Origin of the sequence: Nocardia sp. NPDC050175 (assembly GCF_044459885.1) — a bacterium.
In the GTDB taxonomy this organism is placed as follows: domain Bacteria; phylum Actinomycetota; class Actinomycetes; order Mycobacteriales; family Mycobacteriaceae; genus Nocardia.
This window is the reverse complement of the sequence record NZ_JBITJI010000014.1, coordinates 76,862-98,001: the sequence shown is the minus strand read 5'-3', so window position 1 is coordinate 98,001 and position 21,140 is coordinate 76,862. Positions and strand designations below refer to the sequence as shown.

The 21,140-nt window shown below is 67.3% G+C and carries 17 protein-coding genes and 1 pseudogene; 14 read left to right on the top strand and 4 right to left on the bottom strand.

Features of this window, described 5'->3' with window-relative positions; translation table 11 throughout:
* Positions 1–8 precede the first annotated feature (8 nt).
* The 5 genes from ACIBK2_RS36625 (at position 9) to ppc (ending at position 4,980) form a co-directional block, all read left to right on the top strand.
* Positions 9–392: a roadblock/LC7 domain-containing protein gene (locus ACIBK2_RS36625; protein WP_357391518.1), complete on the top strand. Its 384-nt coding sequence runs from the start codon at positions 9–11 to the stop codon at positions 390–392.
* 44 nt (positions 393–436) lie between these two features.
* Entirely contained in the window at positions 437–835 is a 399-nt protein-coding gene (locus ACIBK2_RS36620; protein ID WP_223885747.1) for a DUF742 domain-containing protein, read from the top strand.
* 46 nt (positions 836–881) lie between these two features.
* The gene (locus ACIBK2_RS36615) at positions 882–1,424 is read left to right on the top strand and encodes an ATP/GTP-binding protein (protein ID WP_379289034.1); all 543 of its coding nucleotides are present in this window, start codon (positions 882–884) and stop codon (positions 1,422–1,424) included.
* A gap of 105 nt (positions 1,425–1,529) precedes the next feature.
* Entirely contained in the window at positions 1,530–2,066 is a 537-nt protein-coding gene (locus tag ACIBK2_RS36610; protein ID WP_396974586.1) for a sugar O-acetyltransferase, read from the top strand.
* Between the two features lie 142 nt (positions 2,067–2,208).
* A complete protein-coding gene (gene ppc / locus ACIBK2_RS36605) occupies positions 2,209–4,980 on the top strand; it encodes a phosphoenolpyruvate carboxylase (RefSeq protein ID WP_396974307.1) in 2,772 nt (923 codons plus the stop codon).
* Positions 4,981–5,053: 73 nt separating this feature from the next.
* Here the strand turns inward: ppc and ACIBK2_RS36600 are convergent, their stop codons facing one another.
* A complete protein-coding gene (locus ACIBK2_RS36600; RefSeq protein ID WP_396974304.1) occupies positions 5,054–5,953 on the bottom strand; it encodes a LysR family transcriptional regulator in 900 nt (299 codons plus the stop codon).
* A gap of 71 nt (positions 5,954–6,024) precedes the next feature.
* Here ACIBK2_RS36600 and ACIBK2_RS36595 point away from each other — a divergent pair, with 71 nt between their 5' ends.
* From ACIBK2_RS36595 to ACIBK2_RS36565, 7 genes and pseudogenes are all read left to right on the top strand, one after another.
* Positions 6,025–7,806 (top strand): gamma-glutamyltransferase family protein, encoded by a 1,782-nt coding sequence (locus ACIBK2_RS36595; RefSeq protein WP_396974302.1) that lies wholly within the window; start codon positions 6,025–6,027, stop codon positions 7,804–7,806.
* A 162-nt stretch (positions 7,807–7,968) separates the two neighbouring features.
* A complete protein-coding gene (locus ACIBK2_RS36590) occupies positions 7,969–9,600 on the top strand; it encodes an ABC transporter substrate-binding protein (RefSeq protein ID WP_396974301.1) in 1,632 nt (543 codons plus the stop codon).
* A gap of 183 nt (positions 9,601–9,783) precedes the next feature.
* On the top strand, positions 9,784–11,415 hold the full coding sequence (locus ACIBK2_RS36585; RefSeq protein WP_396974299.1) for an ABC transporter substrate-binding protein: 1,632 nt from the start codon (positions 9,784–9,786) through the stop codon (positions 11,413–11,415).
* 18 nt (positions 11,416–11,433) lie between these two features.
* The gene (locus ACIBK2_RS36580; RefSeq protein WP_396974297.1) at positions 11,434–12,378 is read left to right on the top strand and encodes an ABC transporter permease; all 945 of its coding nucleotides are present in this window, start codon (positions 11,434–11,436) and stop codon (positions 12,376–12,378) included.
* Positions 12,375–13,286: an ABC transporter permease gene (locus ACIBK2_RS36575; protein ID WP_396974295.1), complete on the top strand. Its 912-nt coding sequence runs from the start codon at positions 12,375–12,377 to the stop codon at positions 13,284–13,286. Before ACIBK2_RS36580 ends, ACIBK2_RS36575 begins: the two co-directional genes overlap by 4 nt.
* Before the next feature lie 11 nt (positions 13,287–13,297).
* Positions 13,298–14,083: pseudogene (locus ACIBK2_RS36570) on the top strand (ABC transporter ATP-binding protein); the annotation flags it as partial.
* Between the two features lie 15 nt (positions 14,084–14,098).
* Complete coding sequence (locus tag ACIBK2_RS36565) at positions 14,099–15,553, top strand: ABC transporter ATP-binding protein (protein WP_396974584.1); 1,455 nt, start codon at positions 14,099–14,101, stop codon at positions 15,551–15,553.
* Between the two features lie 185 nt (positions 15,554–15,738).
* On the opposite strand, the gene ACIBK2_RS36560 is transcribed toward ACIBK2_RS36565, so the two are convergent.
* From ACIBK2_RS36560 to ACIBK2_RS36550, 3 genes are all read right to left on the bottom strand, one after another.
* Positions 15,739–16,146, bottom strand: a complete 408-nt coding sequence (locus ACIBK2_RS36560; RefSeq protein WP_357391438.1) for a RidA family protein — start codon at positions 16,144–16,146, stop codon at positions 15,739–15,741.
* Positions 16,147–16,148: 2 nt separating this feature from the next.
* Positions 16,149–16,919 carry an IclR family transcriptional regulator gene (locus ACIBK2_RS36555; protein WP_396974293.1) on the bottom strand — a complete coding sequence of 257 codons (771 nt, stop codon included), beginning with the start codon at positions 16,917–16,919 and terminating at the stop codon, positions 16,149–16,151.
* A 108-nt stretch (positions 16,920–17,027) separates the two neighbouring features.
* Positions 17,028–18,071, bottom strand: a complete 1,044-nt coding sequence (locus ACIBK2_RS36550; RefSeq protein ID WP_396974291.1) for a sugar kinase — start codon at positions 18,069–18,071, stop codon at positions 17,028–17,030.
* A gap of 105 nt (positions 18,072–18,176) precedes the next feature.
* Here ACIBK2_RS36550 and ACIBK2_RS36545 point away from each other — a divergent pair, with 105 nt between their 5' ends.
* Together ACIBK2_RS36545 and ACIBK2_RS36540 are read left to right on the top strand one after the other, a co-directional pair.
* Positions 18,177–19,511 (top strand): alanine racemase, encoded by a 1,335-nt coding sequence (locus tag ACIBK2_RS36545; protein WP_396974289.1) that lies wholly within the window; start codon positions 18,177–18,179, stop codon positions 19,509–19,511.
* Positions 19,512–19,524: 13 nt separating this feature from the next.
* On the top strand, positions 19,525–21,138 hold the full coding sequence (locus ACIBK2_RS36540; RefSeq protein WP_396974287.1) for an amidohydrolase family protein: 1,614 nt from the start codon (positions 19,525–19,527) through the stop codon (positions 21,136–21,138).
* The last annotated feature ends 2 nt before the right edge of the window (positions 21,139–21,140 follow it).

Here is a 21,140-nt window from a genome sequence, read left to right as displayed (position 1 = left end):
TCAACTGGATGCTCGCGAACTTCGTCCGGGAAACCGACGGTGTCCGCGACACCGTCGCGGTCTCCTCGGACGGACTGCTCATCGCGATGTCGGACGGCCTGGACCGCACCTCCGCGGACCGCCTTTCGGCCATGGTGTCGGGGCTCGCCAGCCTCGCCAAGAGTGCGTCACGCAGTTACTCCTTCGACGGACTCAAACTGATCATGATCGAGATGAAGCGCGGCTTTTTGCTCGTCTCGGCCATGGGTGACGGCAGCTGCCTCGGCGTGATCGCCGACGGCAATTGCGATGTCGGCCTTGTCGGCTACGAAATGGCCGTGCTGGCCGAACGCGCCGGGTCGCTCCTTGACCCGGCGTTGATATCCGAGTTGCGAGAGACGTTGCGAAGATGAGAGATCCTGACCGGCCGAGGCTGCCGGACCCGCGGATGATCCCGATGAATCAGATGTTCGGGTGGTTCGATCCGGACCGCCCAGGCCAGCAACAACCGCCGGCCGAAGAACTTGTCGACAGTGATGAACAGTTTGTGCGTCCCTTTGTCGTCACCGCGGGGCGCACTACGCCGTTGATGGACGGTTTGCGCATCGAAACCCTGGTGCAGGCGCCGCCCTCGGCGCTCTCCGCACCGCTGCAATTCGAACAGCGCACCGTGGTGCAGCTGTGCCAGCAGCCCCATTCCATCGCCGAAATCGGTACCGCGCTGCGTGTTCCGGTCGGTGTCGCAAAGGTCGTCGTGAGCGACCTCGTCGCCGGCGGGTACGCGACCGTGCGCGAGGCCGATCAACTGTCTACCGCTGCCATCGAGAGGATCAGGGACCTTGTACGGGCACTCTGACGTGAACAGTCCGCCACCGCCGACGATGCCGTCGTCGGTGAAGATCGTGATCAGCGGTGGATTCGGTGTCGGCAAAACAACATTCATCGGCGCGATCTCCGAGATCGAGCCGTTGGTCACCGAAGCGGCGATGACCGAGGTGTCGCTCGGCATCGACGATCCGGGCCGGCGCGCGGACAAGACGCAGACCACGGTCGCGCTCGACTTCGGCCGAATCACGTTGGACCGCTCGCTGATTCTGTACCTGTTCGGCACGCCGGGCCAGGACCGGTTCGTCTTCCTGTGGGACGACCTGGTCGACGGCGCGCTCGGCGCGGTGATCATGGTGGACACCAGCCGGGTCGACGACTGCTACCCGGTGCTGGACTACTTCGAGGAGAAGCAGACGCCATTCGTGGTGGTGGTCAACCGCTTCGACAACGGCGTGCATTTCGACCTCGCCGAGGTCCGCGAGGCGCTGGAGCTGGACGACTGGATTCCGGTGCTGGAATGCGATGCGCGCAACCGGGAATCGGTCAAGGACGTCCTCGTCGCCCTGCTCGAGCAGGTCCTGTTCCACCGACTATCGGTGCAGGGCCTGCCCGCCTGACACGCTCCATCGAACGGGACATGGCCACGGCAACCGCGCACAGCGGTCCGGGTCAGGTCCCGTTCGGCGTTTAGAGTGGCGCGGGTGGGTGAGATGAAGGAGCGGATGCTCCGCGGGGAGTTGTATCGGGACAACGATGTGGAGTTGGTGGGGGAGCGGCGGCGGGCGCAGCAGCTGTGTGATGAGTTCAATCGGAGTGGGCCGGACGAGACCGAGCAGCGGGACGCGGTGCTGCGTGAGCTGCTCGGGAAGTTGGGCGAGGGCTCGTGGATCATGCCGCGATTCCAGTGCGACTACGGCTATCTCATCGAGATCGGCACGAACAGCTTCCTGAACTACGACGCGATCCTGCTCGATTGCGCGCCGATCACCGTCGGCAACGACGTGTCCATCGGACCGCGCTGCCAGCTACTGACCGCGCTGCACCCGATGGCGGACCACGAACTGCGCAGGCAGCGCTGGGAGACCGCCGCCCCCATCCGGATCGGCGACAACGTCTGGTTCGGCGGCGGTGTCATCGTGTGCCCCGGGGTCACAGTCGGGGACGACACGGTGGTCGGCGCAGGCAGCGTGGTCACCCGAGACCTGCCGCCGCGGGTGTTCGCGCCGGGTAACCCGGCGCGGGTGATCCGCGAGTTGTGAGCTGCTCGTAGGGCGCGAAGCGATGCCACGCAGCTATCCCGGGGGTGACAGCGCAGGCCGGACGACGTTTCCGCCCGCTGCGGCGACACGGTGTGGGCGGCGTCGCATACCAACGCGCGCCGGACGGCAATACTGTTTGATCATGGGTGAATCGACGAGCGAGACGCAACACGACGCCATTCGGCCGCTGCGCGACGACATCCGATTTCTCGGTGGTGTACTCGGCGACACCATTCGGGACCACGAGGGGCCGGAGGTGTTCGACCTCATCGAGCGGGTGCGGATCGAGGCCTTCCGGGTGCGGCGGGCGGAGGTGGAGCGCAGCGCGGTCGCGGAGATGCTGGACGGGGTCGAGATCGGGGTGGCGCTGCCGCTGATCCGCGCGTTCAGCTATTTCGTGCTGCTGGCCAACCTGGCCGAGGACATCCAGCGTGATCGTCGGCGTAAGGCGCACGAGGCGGCCGGTGAGCCGCCGCAGGATTCGTCGCTGGCCGCCACCTATCGCAAGCTCGACGCGGCGGCGCTGGACGGTGCCCAGGTCGCGGACCTGCTGGCCGACGCGCTCGTCTCGCCGGTGATCACGGCGCACCCCACCGAGACCCGCCGCCGCACCGTCTTCGACAGCCAGACCCGCATCACCGAATTGATGCGGCTGCGCCAGCGCTACACCGAAACCGAGCGTGAGCGAACCGAATTCGAGCAGCAGATCCGCCACCAGGTGCTGAGCCTGTGGCGCACCGCGCTGATCCGGTTGCAGCGCTTGCGGATCCAGGACGAGATCTCGGTGGGCCTACGCTACTACGACATCACCCTGTTCGACGTGATCCCGGCGATCAACGCCGAGGTGCGTGCGGCGCTGCGTTCGCGCTGGCCCGGCGCCGAACTGCTGCCGCGGCCGATCCTGCGGCCCGGCTCGTGGATCGGTGGCGACCGCGACGGAAACCCGTACGTGACAGCGGATGTCGTGCGGCAGGCCGGACATCAGGCGGCTGCGGTCGCCTTCTCGCGGTATCTGCGCGAGCTGGTGGAACTGGAGAAGGCCCTCGCCCTGTCGGCGCGCCTGGTTCAGGTGACGCCCGGGGTGGCCGCACTCGCCGAGGCCGGATATCCCGATCCGGCTACCCACGGCGACGAGCCGTATCGCCGTGCGCTGCACCGTATCCGGGGACGACTGACCGCGACCGCCCAGCGTGCCCTTGGGGAAGTGCCGCCGAACGGACTGGATGTCGACGCGGAGCCGTACCCGACGCCGCAAGCGGTGCTCGACGACCTCGACACCATCGATATCTCGCTCCGTGCCAGTGGTGACGATCTGCTCGCCGACGACCGCCTCGCCGCCCTGCGCCACGCGATCGAGACCTTCGGCTTCCACCTACAGGGCCTGGACATGCGACAGAACTCGGAGATACACGAACAGGTCGTCGCCGAGCTACTGGCCTGGGCCGGTGTGCATCCGGACTACGCGAGCCTGCCGGAACAACAGCGCGTCGAACTGCTCGCCGAGGAACTGCGCACCCGCCGCCCGCTGCTCGGCCCGCACGCCAGGCTGAGCGAGCTGGCCCGCAAAGAGGTCGACATCGTCTGTGCCGCACGGGATGTGGTGGACACCTTCGGTATCGAGGCGGTACCCAACTACATCATCAGCATGTGCACCTCGGTCAGCGACATGCTGGAGGCGGCGCTGCTGCTCAAGGAGGGCGGCCTGCTCGATCCCGGCGAGCCGGAGGGTCCGCCGCACTGCTCGGTGGGCATCGTTCCGCTGTTCGAGACGATCGAGGACCTCGGCGCGGGCGCCGCGACACTGGCTGCCGCACTGGATGTTCCGGTGTACCGCGACCTGGTCGCGGCGCGCGGGATGCGCCAGGAAGTGATGCTCGGGTACTCCGATTCCAACAAGGACGGCGGCTACCTGGCCGCGAACTGGGCGCTCTACCGGGCCGAACTCGATCTTGTCGAGGTCGCGCGCAAGTCCGGTATTCGATTGCGGCTCTTCCACGGTCGCGGCGGCACCGTCGGTCGCGGCGGTGGTCGCAGCTACGACGCCATCCTCGCCCAGCCCGCGGGTGCCGTGCGCGGTTCGCTGCGGTTGACCGAGCAGGGCGAGGTGATCGCCGCCAAGTACGCGGAACCCGGTGCGGCGCACCGCAATCTGGAGTCGCTGATCGCGGGCACGCTGGAATCCACGCTGCTCGACGTGGAGGGACTCGGCGCGGACGCGGAGCCGTCCTACGAGCTGATGGACGAACTGGCCGACCGGGCCCGCGCGGCGTATTCGCGGCTGGTGCACGAAACACCGGGATTCGTCGAGTATTTCCGCCAGTCCACCCCGGTGGCCGAGGTCGGCGATCTGAACATCGGCAGCAGGCCCGCCTCCCGTAAACCGACGAACTCGGTGTCGGACCTGCGCGCCATCCCGTGGGTGATGTCCTGGAGCCAGGCCAGGGTGATGCTGCCCGGCTGGTACGGCACCGGAACCGCGTTGGAGGAGTGGATCGGCGGCGATCCCGAACGGCTGGCGACCCTGACCGACCTGTACCGCCGCTGGCCGTTCCTGCGCACCGTGCTGTCGAACCTGGCACAGGTGATGGCCAAGAGCGACCTCGACATCGCCGCCCGCTACGCCGAGCTGGTCGAGGACGCGGCGTTGCGCGAGCAGATCTTCGGCATGATCCGCGACGAGCACGCCAGGACCATCCGGATGCACGCCGCGATCACCGGCAACGACCACCTGCTCGCCGACAACCCATCCCTGGCCGAGTCGATCCACAACCGCTTCCCCTACCTGGAACCCCTGAACCAGATGCAGGTAGAGCTGTTGCGCAGACTCCGCGCGGGCGACGACTCGGAGCTGGTCAAACGCGGCATCCTGCTGACCATGAACGGCCTCGCCACCGCCCTGCGCAACTCGGGCTAGCTGCACGCCTTCTGATGTCGCGCACCGCGACTCGCCGCGCTGACACGCGTGCGTGTGTCAGAAGTGGTGCGGCTCAGGCGATCGAGCGGGCGCGGGAGGCCTGGGACAACGTGGTGTCGACGAAGGCTTGGGCTGCGGCGGTCAGTGGGCCGCCGCGGTGTACGAGCCATTGCGGCAGCTTTTCCGGCGGATCGAACCGGTAGACCTCGGCGCCCGCGCGCACGGCCAGGTCGTGCCAGCCGTCGGGCATCAGGCCGGAACCAATGCCGCGCAGCACCATCGGTAGCACCACGCTGCGATCGCCGACCTCGGCGGCAATGTGCAGTTCGCCGACGGTGGCGGCGAGCCGATCGAACCGGGCCCGGACGGCGGTGGCGGGCTGGGTGATCACAAAGCTCATGCCGCGCAAGTCTTCTGGCGTAACTGTGCCATCGGTGCCGATCTTCGTGCCCGGCGGCGCGACGAGCAGGAACTGTTCGTCGCGCAGGTGATGCGCCACCAAACCGCGGCCCGCGGGTCGCTCCGCGCTACCGCAGACCCCCGCCTCGCAGCGACCACGCAACACCATGGCGACCACCTCCGCCGCCGACAGCGCCGACCACGTGCCGACCGTCAGACCGGGGTGATGCTCGCGTAGTTCGGCGATGGTGCTGATCACCGGTTCCAGCGTCGAGGACGAGGTGGCCGCCACATCCACCCGCCCGACCACGCCCTCGCCGACCGCCTGCGCGGCGGCCCGCAACGCATCCAGATCGCGCAGCACCTGCCGTGCCCGATCGGCCATGAATTCCCCGGCATTGCTGAGCACGGCATTGCGCCCGACCCGATGGAACAGCGCCACCCCCAGCTCCCGCTCCAGCTTGCCGATCGCCCGCGACAGCGACGGCTGGGCTACCCGTAACGCCCGCGCGGCGTGAGTGAACCCGCCGTGCTCGACGATGGCGACGAAGTACTCCAGCTGCCTGCGTTCCATAACCATAGGCTATCGGTTTGGTGCCATAGATGTCTTGGACGTACGTACCGTTTGCGGGACATACTCAGCAGGTGTTCACCACGCGTCCTACCTTGCAGGGCACCTTCGGGATGGTGTCGTCAACCCATTGGCTCGCCTCGGCCGCCGCGATGGCGGTGCTCGAGGACGACGGTAACGCGTTCGACGCGGCGGTCGCCGCGGGGTTCGTGTTGCACGTGGTCGAGCCACATCTGAACGGCCCGGCCGGCGAAGTGCCGATCATCCTGGCGCCCGCGGGGCTGCCCCCCCGTGTGTTGTGCGGCCAGGGTCCGGCGCCGGCCGGGGCCACCATCGCGCGCTACAACGCGCTCGGCCTGGATCTGGTGCCCGGCACCGGTCCGCTGGCCGCAGCCGTTCCCGGCGCGTTCGATGCGTGGATGGTGCTGCTGCGCGATCACGGCACCAAGCGCCTCGCCGAGGTGCTGTCGTACGCGATCGGCAATGCCGAGCGCGGCCACCCCGCGGTCGAGCGGATCGGCGAGACCGTCGAGACGGTGGCCGAGCTGTTCGAGAACGAGTGGACCACCTCCGCGGAGCTCTACCTGCGCGACGGAAAGGCCCCCGCCGCAGGCGCTTTGCTGCGGAACCCGGTGCTGGCCGCGACCTGGCGACGGCTGATCGCCGAGGCCGAGGCCGCCAGTTCGGATCGGGACGCTCAGATCGAGGCCGCGCGCCGCATCTGGCGCGAGGGCTTCATCGCCGAGGCGCTGGTCGCCGCGTCCGCGCGGCCGACCATGGACACCTCCGGCGAGCGGCACGTCGGCACGCTGACCGGTGACGACCTGGCGAATTTCAGTGCGTCGTACGAGAATCCGGTCACCTACACCTGGAACGGCTGGACCGTCGCGAAGCCGGGCCTGTGGAGCCAGGGGCCGGTCATGCTGCAACAGCTCGCGCTGCTGCCGGAACGGCTGGAGTACGGCACCCCGGAGTACTACCACACGCTGATCGAGGGCTCGAAGCTCGCGATGGCCGACCGCGAGGCCTGGTACGGCGACAGCACCCAGGTCTCGCTCGCGACGCTGCTTTCTCCTTGGTACAACGCGCAGCGCAGCGCGCTGATCGGCCCGCAGGCGTCCTTCGATCTGCGCCCGGGCAGCCCGGACGGCCAGCGTCCCCGCCTGAGCGGCTACGTACAGACCAGTTCCATTGACGCCGTTGATGTTCCGCTGGGTGCGGGCGAGCCGACGGTGGCCACCTCCGGCGCCACCCGTGGCGACACCTGTCAGCTCGATATCGTGGACCGCTGGGGCAATATGATCGCGGCGACGCCCAGTGGTGGCTGGCTGCAGTCCAATCCGGTGGTGCCCGAGCTCGGCTTCCCGCTCGGCACCCGACTACAGATGGCCTGGCTGGAACCGGGCCTACCCAACTCGCTCGCACCGGGCCGTCGCCCGCGCACCACGCTCAGCCCGTCGCTGGCATTGCGCGACGGCGAGGCCGTTATGGCCTTCGGTACGCCGGGTGGCGATCAACAGGATCAGTGGAGTCTGCATTTCTTCCTCGCCGTGGCGATGCGCGAGAAAGTGCGTGGCGGTCTCGATCTGCAAGGTGCCATCGACGCGCCGAACTGGCATCAGGAAAGTTTCCCCGGCTCGTTCTATCCGCGGGCGATGAGCCCGGGCGCGGTGATCGTCGAGTCGCGGATCGGCACCGAAGTGATCTCCGACCTGGAACGACGCGGACATCGCGTGACGGTGGGCCCGCCGTGGTCGGAAGGCCGGTTGTGCGCGGTAGCTCGCGACCGGGAGAACGGTGTACTTTCAGCGGGAGCCAATCCCCGTGGCATGCAGGGCTACGCCGCGGGACGATAACTGAATATTTAAGCGGAGAATAGCGGTCCGGATACGCCGGACCGCTATTTGTCGTGTCATTGATTAGTTCGCATTGATTCATCCGATGACGCAAACAAGAACAATCTACGAAAACGAATACCCGGCGAGAAAAGTGCGAAACGTTGAAGTATCTTGTAGCGCATGCTCGCTCGCTTCACACGGATGCTGGTGCTCGGCGTAACCGCCGTCGCCATCGCCTCCTGCGCACCGGTACAGCACCCCGCTGGCACGGCAACGCACACAGATGATTACGGCACACCCGTGGGATCGCAGCCGGTACGTGAGGGCGGCGACCTGGTGATGGGCCTTTCCTCCGAACCCGACAAGCTCGACCCGACTACTTCCAGCTCGCTGTACACGCGGTTCGTCATGAACTCGATCTGCGAGAAGCTCTACGACAACGATTCGTCCGGAAACCTGGTGCCGCAGTTGGCCACCGCGCTGCCCACCGTCTCCGAGGACGGCCTCACGGTGACCATTCCGGTCCGTGAGGGAGTCAAGTTCGCCGACGGCGCTCCGTTCGACGCCGCCGCGGTGCAGACCAGCCTGCAGCGGCACTTCACCATGAAGACCTCGCAGCGCACCAGCGAGATGGGTCAGATCGCGGCCATCGAGACCGCCGATCCGACCCACGTTGTGATTCGCTACAAAAAGCCGTTCGCACCGATCACCGCCGCGCTCGCCGACCGGGCCGGGATGATCATGTCGCCGGTCGCGCTCGCGAAGGACGAGGGCAAGAACTTCGGCGATCACCCGGTGTGCGTCGGCGCGTTCAAATTCGTCAAGCGGGTGCCGCAGACCTCGATCGAGGTGGTCCGCGACCCGCTGTACTACGATGCGAAGAAGGTGCACCTCGACAAGGTGACCTACCGGATCATCACCGATGCCAACATCCGCGCGGCGAATCTGCGCTCGGGTGACATCCAGGTCGCCGACACCATCTCGCCGCAGGACGTGGACGCGCTGGCCAAGGATCCCGACCTGCGGGTGCTGCAATCCAGCTCGCTCGGCTTCTATGGCGCCTACATCAATATCGGGAACGTCGACGGCGTTGGCAAGCCGACCAAGCAGATCGACACCCCGATCGCGAAGGATCCGCGGGTCCGGCTGGCGTTCTCGCTGGCCACCGACCGGAAGACGTTGGTCGACACGGTCTTCAACAACTGGTTCGAGACGGCCTGCTCGGGCATCGTGCCCAAGAGCACGTTCGCGACGGACGCCGGAGTGGCCTGTCCCGCTTATGACCCGGAGCGGTCGAAGCAATTGCTCACCGAGGCTGGGGTACAGATGCCGTACCAGGTGACAATGCAGGTACAGAATTCCCCGGACTTTCTCCGCTATGCGCAGGCCTGGCAGGCGAGCCTCGCGGCGGGCGGATTCGACCTGAAAATCGTGCCCACCGAGTACGCGACCCTGTTGGACGTCCAGAAGCGCGGCACCTACGAGGCGCTCTACCTCGGCTGGTCCGGACGGCTCGACCCGGACGCGAATATCGCCAAGTTCCTCACCACCAACTCAGGCGGAAATTACGCGGGATACAGCAACCCCGCCCTGGACGATTTGTTCGGCAAAGCCGCCCGCGCGGCCGACCCCGCAGAGCGGGCCGAGCTGTACGGCAAGACGACGGCGTTGATCCAGCAGGACAATCCGTACGTTTACACCTACCGAATCCGCGTGCTCACCGTGCACTCCGCGCGGGTGACCGGTATCGAGGCCTACGCCGACGGTTGCGTCCGGCTCGGGAAGGCCGCCTTCACGGATCAGAAGAACTGAAAAGGCCCGCCGTAGCTCAATAGCTGAACACCGCACACGAATAGCGGTCCGGAATCGCCGGACCGCTATTTTGCGTAGCCTCTTTCGGTCGCCTTCATTTCGTACAGTGGCGGTTAAGAGAACAATGTACAAAAAGAAACGGTGGTGGCGAAAAATGCAGCGTGTTGAAGTATGTTGTAGCCCATGCTCGTTCGCTCCACTCGGATGGCGGTCCTCGGTGTCGTCGCCGCCGTCCTCGCTGCCTGCGCACCGACGCAACACCCCACCGAGACCGCAACGCACGTCGATGATTACGGCACACCCGTAGGCACGCAGCCGGTGCGTGAGGGCGGTGATCTGGTGATGGGCCTGTCGAACGACCCGGACAAGCTCGATCCGACCACCTCCAGCTCGCTCTATATGCGCTACGTGATGAGCACGATCTGCGAGAAGCTCTACGACAACGACGCGTCCGGAAACCTGGTGCCCCAGTTGGCCACCGCGCTCCCGGATATCTCGGCGGACGGGCTCACTGTCACCATTCCGGTGCGCAGCGGGATCCAGTTCGCCGACGGCACCCAGTTCAATGCCGACGCGGTCGAGACCAGCTTGCAGCGGCACTGGAAGATGGAAGGCTCCCAGCGCACCGGCGAGATGGGCCCGATCGACGAGATCGAGGCCGCCGACTCCACCCACGTGGTGATCAAGTACAAGGAGCCGTTCGCGCCGCTCACCGCCGCGCTCGCGGACCGCGCCGGGATGATCATGTCCCCGACGGCGCTCAAGGAGTCGGACAAGAACTTCGGCGATCACCCCGTGTGCGTCGGGCCGTTCAAGTTCGTCAAGCGGGTCCCGACCACGTCGATCGCGGTCGTCCGCGACCCGCTGTATTACGACGCGAAGAATGTGCACTTCGATTCGATCACCTACCGGATCATGCCCGACTCCAAGCAGCGCACGGCGAATCTGCGCTCCGGTGACATTCAAGTCGCCGACACCATGTCCCCGCAGGACGTCGATGGACTGGCCAAGCTTCCGCAGCTGCACCTGCTGCAGTCGGGTTCGTTCGGCTTCCAGGGCGTGTATCTCAACGTCGGCAATGTCGACGGTGCCGGCAAACCGGTCAAGCCGATCAACACCGCCATCGCGAAGGATGCGCGGGTCCGGCTGGCCTTCTCGCTGGCCACCGACCGGGACGCGTTGGTCAAGAAGGCGTTCAACAACTGGTATGAGCCGGCCTGCACGCCGATCGCTCCACGCACCTCCTATGCGACGCGAGCCAGTACCGCCTGCCCGCTCTTCGATCCGAAGCGGTCGAAGGAGCTGCTCGAGGAGGCGGGCGTGCAGCTGCCGTACCCGGTGACCCTGCAGGTGATGAATGTCCAGGATCAGCTGGATTACGCGCAGGCGCTGCGGGACAGCGTGGCGCAGGGCGGATTCGACCTGCGGATCGTGCCGACCGAATACTCGGCAATGCTGGACGCGCAGAAGCGCGGCACCTACGAGGCGCTCTACCTCGGCTGGTCCGGCCGCATCGACCCGGACGGCAACACCGCCCGATTCCTGATGACCGGCTCGAACGGTAACTACAGCGGCTACAACTCACCCGCCCTGGACGACATCCTCGGCTGGGCCGCACACAGTACGAGCGCCGCGCAACGCGGTGCGCTTTATGAGCAGGCGGTGCGGTATATCGCACGGGAGAACCCGTATGTCTACACCTACCGGCTGCGTAACTTGACCGTGCACTCGACATGGGTGACGGGCATCGAGGTGTACGCCGACGGCACAGTCCGGCTCGGCAAGGCCGCGTTCGTCGCGGATCGGAAGGGCTGAAAATCCATGTTGCAGTATGTGTTTCACCGTCTGTGGCAGTCCGCTGTCACGTTGGTGCTCGCGTCGATCGTGATCTTCATCGGGGTGCGCGCGCTGCCGGGTGACCCCGCCACCGTGATGGCGGGCGAGCAGGCCGACCCGGCGGCCATCGCCGCGGTGCGCGCCGAATTGGGGATGGACCGGTCGCTGCCGGTGCAGTACTTCGAATTCGTCTGGCACGCGCTGACCGGCGACTTCGGCCGGTCGATCCGCACGGGCACGCCGGTCATCGACATGATCGGCACCACGCTGCCGGTGACCGCGCAGCTCGCGGTGTACGCGATGATCATCGCGGTGCTGGTCGGGGTGATCGGCGGTGTGATCGCGGCGGTGTATCGCGGCCGCTGGCCCGAGTGGGTGGCCAACGGATTCTCGCTGGCCGCGCTGTCGGTGCCCACCTTCTGGGTCGGCATCCTCGCGGTGCTGTATCTGTCGGTGCACCTGAACTGGTTCCCCGCCTCCGGTTATGTCTCGCCGTTCGAGCATCCGCTGCGCGGCCTCTACTTCCTCACGCTGCCCGCGATCATCCTCGGTCTCGCGCACGCCGCGGTGGTGCAGCGCCAGACCAGGTCGTCGATGGTGGAGACGCTGACCGCCGACTTCGTCCGCACGGCCCGGGCCAAGGGGCTCAGCCGCCCCGCGGTGATCTTCCGGTTCGGCCTGCGCAACAGCCTGATCGTGGTCACCACGATCGTCGGCCTGCAGCTCGGCGGGCTCATCGCGGGCGCGGTGGTCACCGAGCGCATCTTCAGCCTGCCCGGCATGGGCAAGCTGACCCTCGACTCGGTGTTCACCCGCGACTACCCGGTGATCCAGGCGGTCATCCTGGTGATCGCCGCGTCCTACATCGTGATCAACCTGCTGGTCGATGTGCTGTACACGGTGATCGACCCCCGCGTGCGAGTGTCCGGGAGGGCGCAGTGACTATTACCGATACCCCGGTCGTCGAGGCAAGTCCCGGCGTCGAGAAGAAGCCCCTGGAAACCCCGCCGGCTGCCGCGCGCGGTCGCGTACTGCGCCAGCTGTTGCACAACCCGCTCGGCGTGGTCGGCGGCGTGCTGCTGCTGATCGTGATCTTCGTCGGCGTGTTCGCGCCGCTGCTCGCCCCGTATTCGCCGAGCGAGGTGCACTTCCCGACCCCGTTCCAGCAGCCCGGCACCGTCGGATTCCTGTTGGGCACCGACGATCTGGGCCGCGACATCCTCTCCCGCGTGCTCTACGGCACCCGCGCCTCGCTCGAGGTCGGCGTGCTGTCGGTGCTGTGCGCGGTGCTCATCGGCGTGCCGCTCGGCCTGCTCGCCGGGTACTGGCGGACGCTGGACATGATCCTGTCCCGGCTGTCCGACGTGCTGCTCGCGTTCCCGTTCATCATCCTCGCGGTCGGGCTCACCGCGATCAACGGCGGCGGGCTCGCCGACGCCGCCATCGCGCTCGGCATCGCCCAGGTGCCGATCATGATGCGGGTGGTCCGCGCGGAAACGTTGCGGCTCAAGGAAACCGACTTCGTGCTCGCCGCGAACACGATGGACGTGCCGGCCTGGAAGATCCTCGGCGAGCACATCCTGCCCAACTCGCTGGCGCCGATCATCGTGCAGGCCACGGTGATCATGCCGACCGCGGTGATCGGCGAGGCCATCCTGTCGTTCCTCGGGCTCGGCATCAAGCCGCCCGCGCCGAGCCTCGGCATCATGCTGTCCGACGCACAGCAGTACCTGACCCGCACGCCGTGGCCGGGCATCTTCCCCGGTGTGGCGCTCGCGCTCATCTGCTTGGGATTCAACCTCTTCGGCGACGCCCTGCGGGACGCGCTCGACCCGAAGACACGGCGCTGAAGGAGCCCGCAATGACAGAACCACTCTTGGAGATCAGCGATCTGCGGGTGTCCTTCGGCGGGGTGACCGCCGTGCACGGCGTGGACCTGGTCGTCCAGCCGGGGGAGCGGGTCGCGGTGGTCGGTGCCTCCGGATCCGGCAAATCCACCATGGCGCACTCGATCATCGGCCTGCTGCCCGGCTCCGGCCGGGTGACCGGCGGCACCATCAAGTGGCGCGGCGAGGACATCACGCACGCCGAGGAGAAGCGGCTGCGCGGGTTGCGTGGCAAAGAGATCGGGCTGGTACCGCAGGACCCGATGTCCAACCTGAACCCGGTGTCGCGGGTGGGTCGGCAGGTGTCGGAAACCCTGCTGGCACACAAGCTCTGCACGCGCAGCGAGGCGAAGGAACGGGCCATCGAGCTGCTCGGGCAGGCGGGTCTGCCCGAGCCCGCGCGGCGGGCGCGGCAGTACCCGCACGAGTTCTCCGGCGGTATGCGGCAGCGTGCGCTGATCGCGATCGGGCTGGCCTGCCGGCCGGATCTGCTGATCGCCGACGAGCCGACCTCGGCGCTGGATGTGACTGTGCAGCGGCAGATCCTGGATCATCTGGAGAAGCTGACGCAGGAGCTCGGCACCGCGTTGTTGCTGGTTACCCATGATCTGGGGCTGGCGGCCGAGCGGGCGGACCGGGTCGTGGTGATGTCGGACGGGCGGATCGTCGAGTCCGGGCCCGCGCGGCAGGTACTGACGGATCCGCAGGAGGAGTACACGCGCCGGTTGGTTGCGGCTGCGCCTGCGTTGATCGCACCGCGGCGGGCTGATCCGGTTGTGGTGGACGAGGTGCTCGAGGAGAAGGCTGCGGTCGGCGAGGCTGACGGCGGCGTTGCCGAGGGTGTGGTTGCGGACGACCAGGCCGCTACCGAAACGGCTACTGGCGGTAAGGATTCCGACGAGAAGTCGGCCGAGGACGAGACTGCGGCCGCGGACAACGCTGCCGACGAACAGGCGATCGACGAGAAGGCTGTCGATGGCAAGGTCGCCGTCAAGAAGGCCGCCAAGGGTAACGGCAAGGTGGTTACCGAGAAGGTAGTTGCCGAGACCGAGGTCGAGGCCGCTGCCGAGAAGTCTGCTGGCGACAAGGTTTCCGACGAGGAAGTCGCTGAGAAGGCCGACGACAAGTCGACCGAGGCAGTTGTTGGGGGCACGGGCGACGAGAAGGCTGCCGACGCAGAGGTTGCGGGCGATGCGGCCGACGAGAAGGCCGCTGACGACAAGTCGACCGACGCGGCGGCTGCCGACGAGAAGGCCGCCGACACGAAGCCTGCCGACGACGCGGCGGCTGCGGAGAAGGTCGACACCGCGAAGGTGTCCGCCGACGAAGCCGCCGCCGTCGCGCCGTCGAATGCGGTGCCCGCCAAGGATTCACCGATCCTCGAGGTCTCCGGCATCAGCAAGGAGTACCGGATCCGCGGTCGCGGTGGGGTGCTGCGCGCGGTCGACAACGTGTCGTTCAACATCACTCGTGGCCGCACCACGGCGATCGTCGGCGAGTCCGGCTCGGGCAAGACGACCACCGCGCGGATGGTGCTCGGCCTGGTCACCGCCACCTCCGGCACCATCAAGCTGAACGGTGTCGACATGGTCGGGCTGAGCGGTGCGCCGTTGCGCGCGGCGCGGCTGTCGATGCAGCCGGTGTTCCAGGACCCGTACGCCTCGCTGGACCCGATGTGGACGGTCGAGCGGCTGATCGCGGAACCGTTGCGCGCCTTCGGCATCGGTGATCGCGAGGGCCGCCGCAAGCGGGTCGCCGAACTGCTCGAGCAGGTGGCGCTGCCCGCCGCGATGGCGCACCGGTACCCGAACGAGCTGTCCGGTGGTCAGCGCCAGCGCGTCGCGATCGCCAGGGCACTGGCCATCGAGCCGCAGCTCGTCGTGTGCGACGAGGCGGTGTCGGCGCTGGATGTGCTTGTGCAGGACCAGATCCTGACGCTGCTCGCGTCACTGCAGGAGCGGCTCGGCGTCAGCTACCTGTTCATCTCGCACGACTTGGCCGTGGTGCGCGCGCTGGCGCACGAGGTTGTCGTGATGCGGGATGGCCGGGTGGTGGAACAGGGTCCGGTCGAGGATGTCCTCACCGCGCCTGCCGACCCGTACACGCGCCAGCTACTGGACGCGATCCCCGGCGCGGGCGTCCTCGGCGGCGGCGTGCAGGGAGATGATGACGAACCCGGCGACAATGAGGTCGCGGCGTCCGTCGACAACGAACTGGCTGCGAAAGTCTAAGGGCCGCCGCCGAACCAAGGCCCCGCGTCGCGGCTGACTACGCGGCGCGGCCACAGCCGCCCCGACCCATCCGTGGGTCGGGGCGGCTTCTTGGTTGTCACCCGCCGCGCGCCTATTGTCTGGCCGCGCACGTAATTGCTGGCAATTTTGTGCGCGCCAGACGACTTCCTGCGCGGGACGGTTCTCTACTCGGAGACGATCGCGACGGCGTCGATCTCGACGAGCATTTCCGCGCGCGGCAGTCCCGTGAAAACGGTGGTGCGGCTGGGCAATACGTCACCGGTGGTGTTGGCGTTGACGAACTCGCCGTAGGCCTCGTTCATCGCGCCGAAGTCGTCGCGGGTGGTCAGGTAGACGCGCAGCATCACCACATCGTCGAACGTCGCCCCGCTCGCGTCGACGATCGCCTTCACATTCTGCAGCGTGCGGATGGTCTGTGCCGCAACGTCGCCCGGGTACAGGTACTCGTTGGTCACCGGGTCCACCGGACCCTGCCCAGAGACCTGCACGAACGGTCCCTTGCGCACGCCCTGGGAGAACGTGTGCGCTGGTGCGGGCGCGTCGGTGGTGCGGACGGCGATCTTCTCACTCATGGTCAGCCTTTCGTGGATGTGGTTGCGCGGCCGGGGATCCAGCCGAGCTCGGCGGAGATGGCGTCGGCCGCCGCGCGAACACGCGGCAGTTCGGCCAGCACCTGGTCGTGGTCGAGCAGCATGTCCGGCACCGACATGGAGACCGCGGCGACCACCGCGCCGGTGCCGTTGCGCACCGGGACACCGATGCAGTTGACGAAGCTCTCGTGTTCCTCGTGGTCCTCCGCATAACCGAGCGCGGCAACCTTTTCCAGCTCGATCAGGTAGCGCTCGGGGGTGCGGATGGTCCGTTCGGTGAACGGGTGGAAGTCGATCTTCTCGGCGATGATCCGCCACTCCGACCGGGGCAGCGCCGAGATCAGCACCTTGCCGACCGCGGTGCAGTGCAGGGGCGCCGGACGACCGACTCGCGAGTACATCCGGACGCTCTGGGTGGCGTCGAGCTTGTCGATGTAGATGACATCGCCGGACTCGTAGGTGGCGAGATGGATCGTCTGCTTGGTGTCGGCGTTCAACGCGCTCAGGTGCGGTCGCGCGAGGGTGCGCACGTCGCGCTGCTCCAGGGTGCGGTTGGCCAGTTCGAACAGCCGTGACCCGAGCACGTACCGGTGCTGGCTGTCGTGGGTGACGAAGCGCTGCGCCTCCATCGTCTGCAGCAGCCGCAGCACCGTCGACTTGTGCACGCCGAGCTGGGTCGCCAGCTGATCCAGCGATCGCGAATCCTCGCCGAGCGCAACAAGAATGGTCAACGCACGCGACAAACTCTGACTCATGACTGCGACTCGCTAGCTCTAAGGTGGCTCACGACTCCGCCTCGCTAGCGCTCGGCTCCGTCGTGCGCCACGGCACACTGTGTATTTGATTCACTCGCTGACGCTCGTTCATGAGGCCACATTCTGATTGACGCTGTCGTTGTAATGCAGCTCGGCCCAGGCGTTTTCGTCCACGGCGGCCAGTCGCTCCAGTATCGCGGGCGCGGGCAGTACGGCACCGTCGCCGGTTCCGGTCAATGCCGCTGCGGCGCAGAGGTGCCCGAATCGCAGCCGCTGCACGAGCGGTCGTCCGTGCAACAGTGCGGCGAGGTAGCCGCCGGCGAACGCGTCGCCCGCGCCGATCCGTTCGGTGATCTCCAACCCGAGCGCGGGCACCTCGACGCGCTCGGTACCGGCGAATCCGGTGACCGTGTGCGCGTCGTTCTTGACGATCAGCTGCGCGGGTTCCGGGAACAGTGCGCGCAGCTCGTCGGCGTCGTCGGTGCCGAAGACCGCACCGGCCTCGTCGGCGCCGAGGAACACCACATCGCTGCCGCGGACGTGGCGCGCGAGCACCTCGGCGGCCAGTTCGCCGCGTCCGGCCCACAGCGCGGGCCGGAAGTTCAGGTCGAAGCTCACCAGTCGGCCCTCGCGGGGGAGTGCGAGCAGCGCCTCGGTGAGGCCGGTCGCCGACTCCGAGAGTGCGGTGGTGATCCCGGTGAAGTGGATCAGGCGGCATTGCGCGAGCAGCTCGGCGGCCGCGGTCGCCGCGAGATCGGCGGGGGAGAGCGCGCTGGCCGCCGAGCCGGTCCGGTAATAGAGCATGCGGCTCGCTCGGTCGGCCAGATCGGTGGCCTTGCCCGAGCCGCTGCCGCGCTCCTTGACATACACCGCGGTCGGCCTGCCCGGATCGGTGACGACCGCCGACACGTCGACGCCGCGTGCCGCCAGGTGCGCGACGAGGTATCTGCCGAACCCGTCGTCGCCCACTCGGGACAGCCAGGCGGTGTCGACGCCGAGCTGGCGCAGCACGGTGGCCACGTTCGCCTCCGCGCCGCCGGCGGTCCGTTCGAAGATCTCCGACTCCTCCAGCGGTCCCGGCTGCGCCACCAGCACCGCGAGTCCCTCGCCGACAGTTACCGCCCGTGAGCGGGTCGACGTAGGCCACGTCACACCGATCTCCTTCCTGTGCTTGCGGCCACCGGCCATCCCGTGCAGAATAACCACACGAAACACGATGCGCAACAAGCATTGCAAAATATGCAATAGCAAGACGCTATGCATAATGATGTGAATTCGCTGGGAAGGAATGCCGTGGCGATCGACGAAGACGTCGTAGCAGGACTCGGAGACCGGAAGATCGGTCCCGAGCACAAAGGGCTGCCGCCCGCCGCCTGGGGCCGCACCGTGCGCGAATTCCTCGCCACCGCACCGAGTCTCGATCAGTTCGAGACGCCACTGCTGACCATCGACCGGTCCGCTGTCGAGGCGAACATCGCCATTATGGCCGAATGGGCCGGTGCCGCAGGGGTGCAACTCGCGCCGCACGGCAAGACCACCATGTCACCGCAGCTGTGGGCGCAGCAGCTGGCCGCGGGGTGCTGGGGCATCACGCTGGCCACCATCTGGCAGGTGCAGGTGGCGCGTTCCTTCGGCGTCAGCCGGGTGCTGCTGGCCAACGCGCTCGTCGATCCGGTCGGATTGCACTGGGTGGCCGCGGAATTGGCGAACAATTCAGCCTTCGAGTTCGTCTGCTGGGCGGACAGCGTCGAGACGATCGAGCTGATGGACGAGCACCTGCGGTCCGCGCCGGGCTCGGCGAAGGTACGGGTGCTCGTCGAACTCGGTGGGCCGCATGGTCGTACCGGTGCCCGCACCGTCGAAGAGGCGCGCGCTGTCGCGGCCGCGGTCACCAACGCGCAGCGGCTGACGCTCGCCGGGGTGGGCGGTTATGAAGGCGCGCTCGCGCATGACCGCACCGCCGACGCCACCGATACGGTGCGGCATTACCTCGACGAGCTCGCCCGCCTGCATCGCGAGCTCGCGGCCGCCGGGCTGTATCCGGACGGCGCGATCGTGACCGCGGGCGGCAGCGCCTACCAGGACCTGGTCGTCGAACGGCTGGCCGGTCTCGCCGATGAGCAAGGCACACAGGGTGTTCCGACCTCGGTCGTGCTGCGTTCCGGGGCGTACATCATCCACGACGACGGCTTCTACTCGGGTATCTCACCGTTCGCCGCGTCGCGCAGTGCGACGCCGCTGCGTTCGGCCATGCACGGCTGGGCGCGCACTGTCTCCCGTCCGGAGCCGGAATTGGCGCTGCTGGACGCGGGTAAGCGCGACTTCCCTTACGACGAGGGTCTTCCGGTGCCGCAATACGTTGTGGGAAAGGAAACTTCGGCCGTCGACCCGGCGGCGACGGTCTCCGCGCTCAACGATCAGCACACGTTCCTGCGGCTGCCTGCCGGAACCGAGCTGCCGGTGGGTTCGGTGGTGCGGTTGGGCCTGTCGCACCCGTGTACCGCCTTCGACAAGTGGCGGCTCATCCCGGTGATCGATGACGCCGACGCTGCGTCGCCGCGGGTCGTCGACCTCCTGCATACGTTCTTCTGACGAGCCGATGACTATGACGGACTTACTCTTTCGCGACATCGACATCATCGATGGCACGGGTTCGCCGCGCTTCCGCGGCGATGTGCTGGTCGAGCGGGGGCGCATCGCGCGGATCGCCGAGCCGGGCAGTATCGAGGGCGCTGAGCGTGTCATCGATGCGGGACCGGGCGCGGTGCTGTGCCCCGGGTTCATCGACATGCACGCTCACTCGGATCTGCATCTGCTGACCGAGCCGGGCCACTTTCCGAAGATCAGTCAGGGCATCACCACCGAGCTCATCGGGCAGGACGGCCTGTCCTACGCGCCGATCGACGACGCCACCCTCGCGGTGGTGCGTCGCCAGATCGCCGGGTGGAACGGCAATCCCAGCGATCTCGACTTCTCTTGGCGCAGTGTCGGTGAGTACCTGGATCGGCTCGATCGCGGGATCACGCCCAATGCGGCCTATCTTGTGCCGCAGGGCACGCTGCGGTTGCTCGTGGTCGGCGCGGACCAGCGTCCGGCGACGGCCGAGGAGATCGGCCGCATGCAGGAACTGCTGGCGCAGGGGCTGCGTGAGGGCGCGGTCGGTATGTCGAGCGGGCTTACCTATACGCCCGGAATGTATGCCGACACCGGGGAATTGGCGGCGCTGTGTCAGGTGGTCGCCGAGTTCGGTGGGTTCTACGCGCCGCACACCCGGTCGTATGGGGCGGGCGCGCTCGAGGCGTACGCCGAGATGATCGGCCTGGCTCGGACCACCGGGGTCGCGCTGCATCTCACGCACGCCACCATGAACTTTCACGTGAATCGTGGGCGGGCACCGGAATTCCTGGCGCTGATCGATGCGGCGCGGGCCGAGGGGTGCGACATCACTCTGGACACGTACCCGTATCTGCCTGGTGCGACGACGCTTTCGGCGCTGCTGCCGAGTTGGGCGATGTCCGGTGGGCCGGATGCGGCGCTGGCTCGGCTCGACGATGCCGCGACGCGGGCGCGAATTGCCGTGGATGTGAACGTGAACGGGTCCGACGGCTGTCACGGAGTGACCGTCGAATGGGAGACCATTCAGATCAGCGGCGTGGCCAACACGGAGCTCGACGAGTACGTCGGCAAGCGGGTGGACGAGGTCGCCGCCGAGCGTGGCATGGCGCCGGTCGAGGTGTTCTTCGATCTGCTGCGCCGCGACCAGTTCGCGACCAGCATCCTGCAGCACGTCGGGCACGAGGAGAACGTGCGCGCGATCATGGTGCATCCCGGGCACATGGGCGGCAGCGACGCGCTGCTCGCACCGGCGCGGCCGCACCCACGCGCCTGGGGCACGTTCCCGCGCTATCTCGGACATTACGTTCGCGAGCTCGGCGTGCTCGAACTCGAAGACTGCGTGCACCACCTGACCGGTCGGCCAGCCGATCGGTTGCGGCTACGTGACCGTGGGCTCGTATTCACCGGGTACGCCGCGGATTTGGTGGTGTTCGATCCGGAAACCGTGGTGGACACCGCGACCTTCGACAACCCGAAACAGCAGGCGCGCGGCATCCAGCACGTGCTGGTCAACGGTGAGTTCGCCATCGAAAACGGCGCGCCCACCGGGACACTCGCCGGACGTGCGCTGCGCATGGACGCTTCGCGGAAGGAGACATTTTGAGT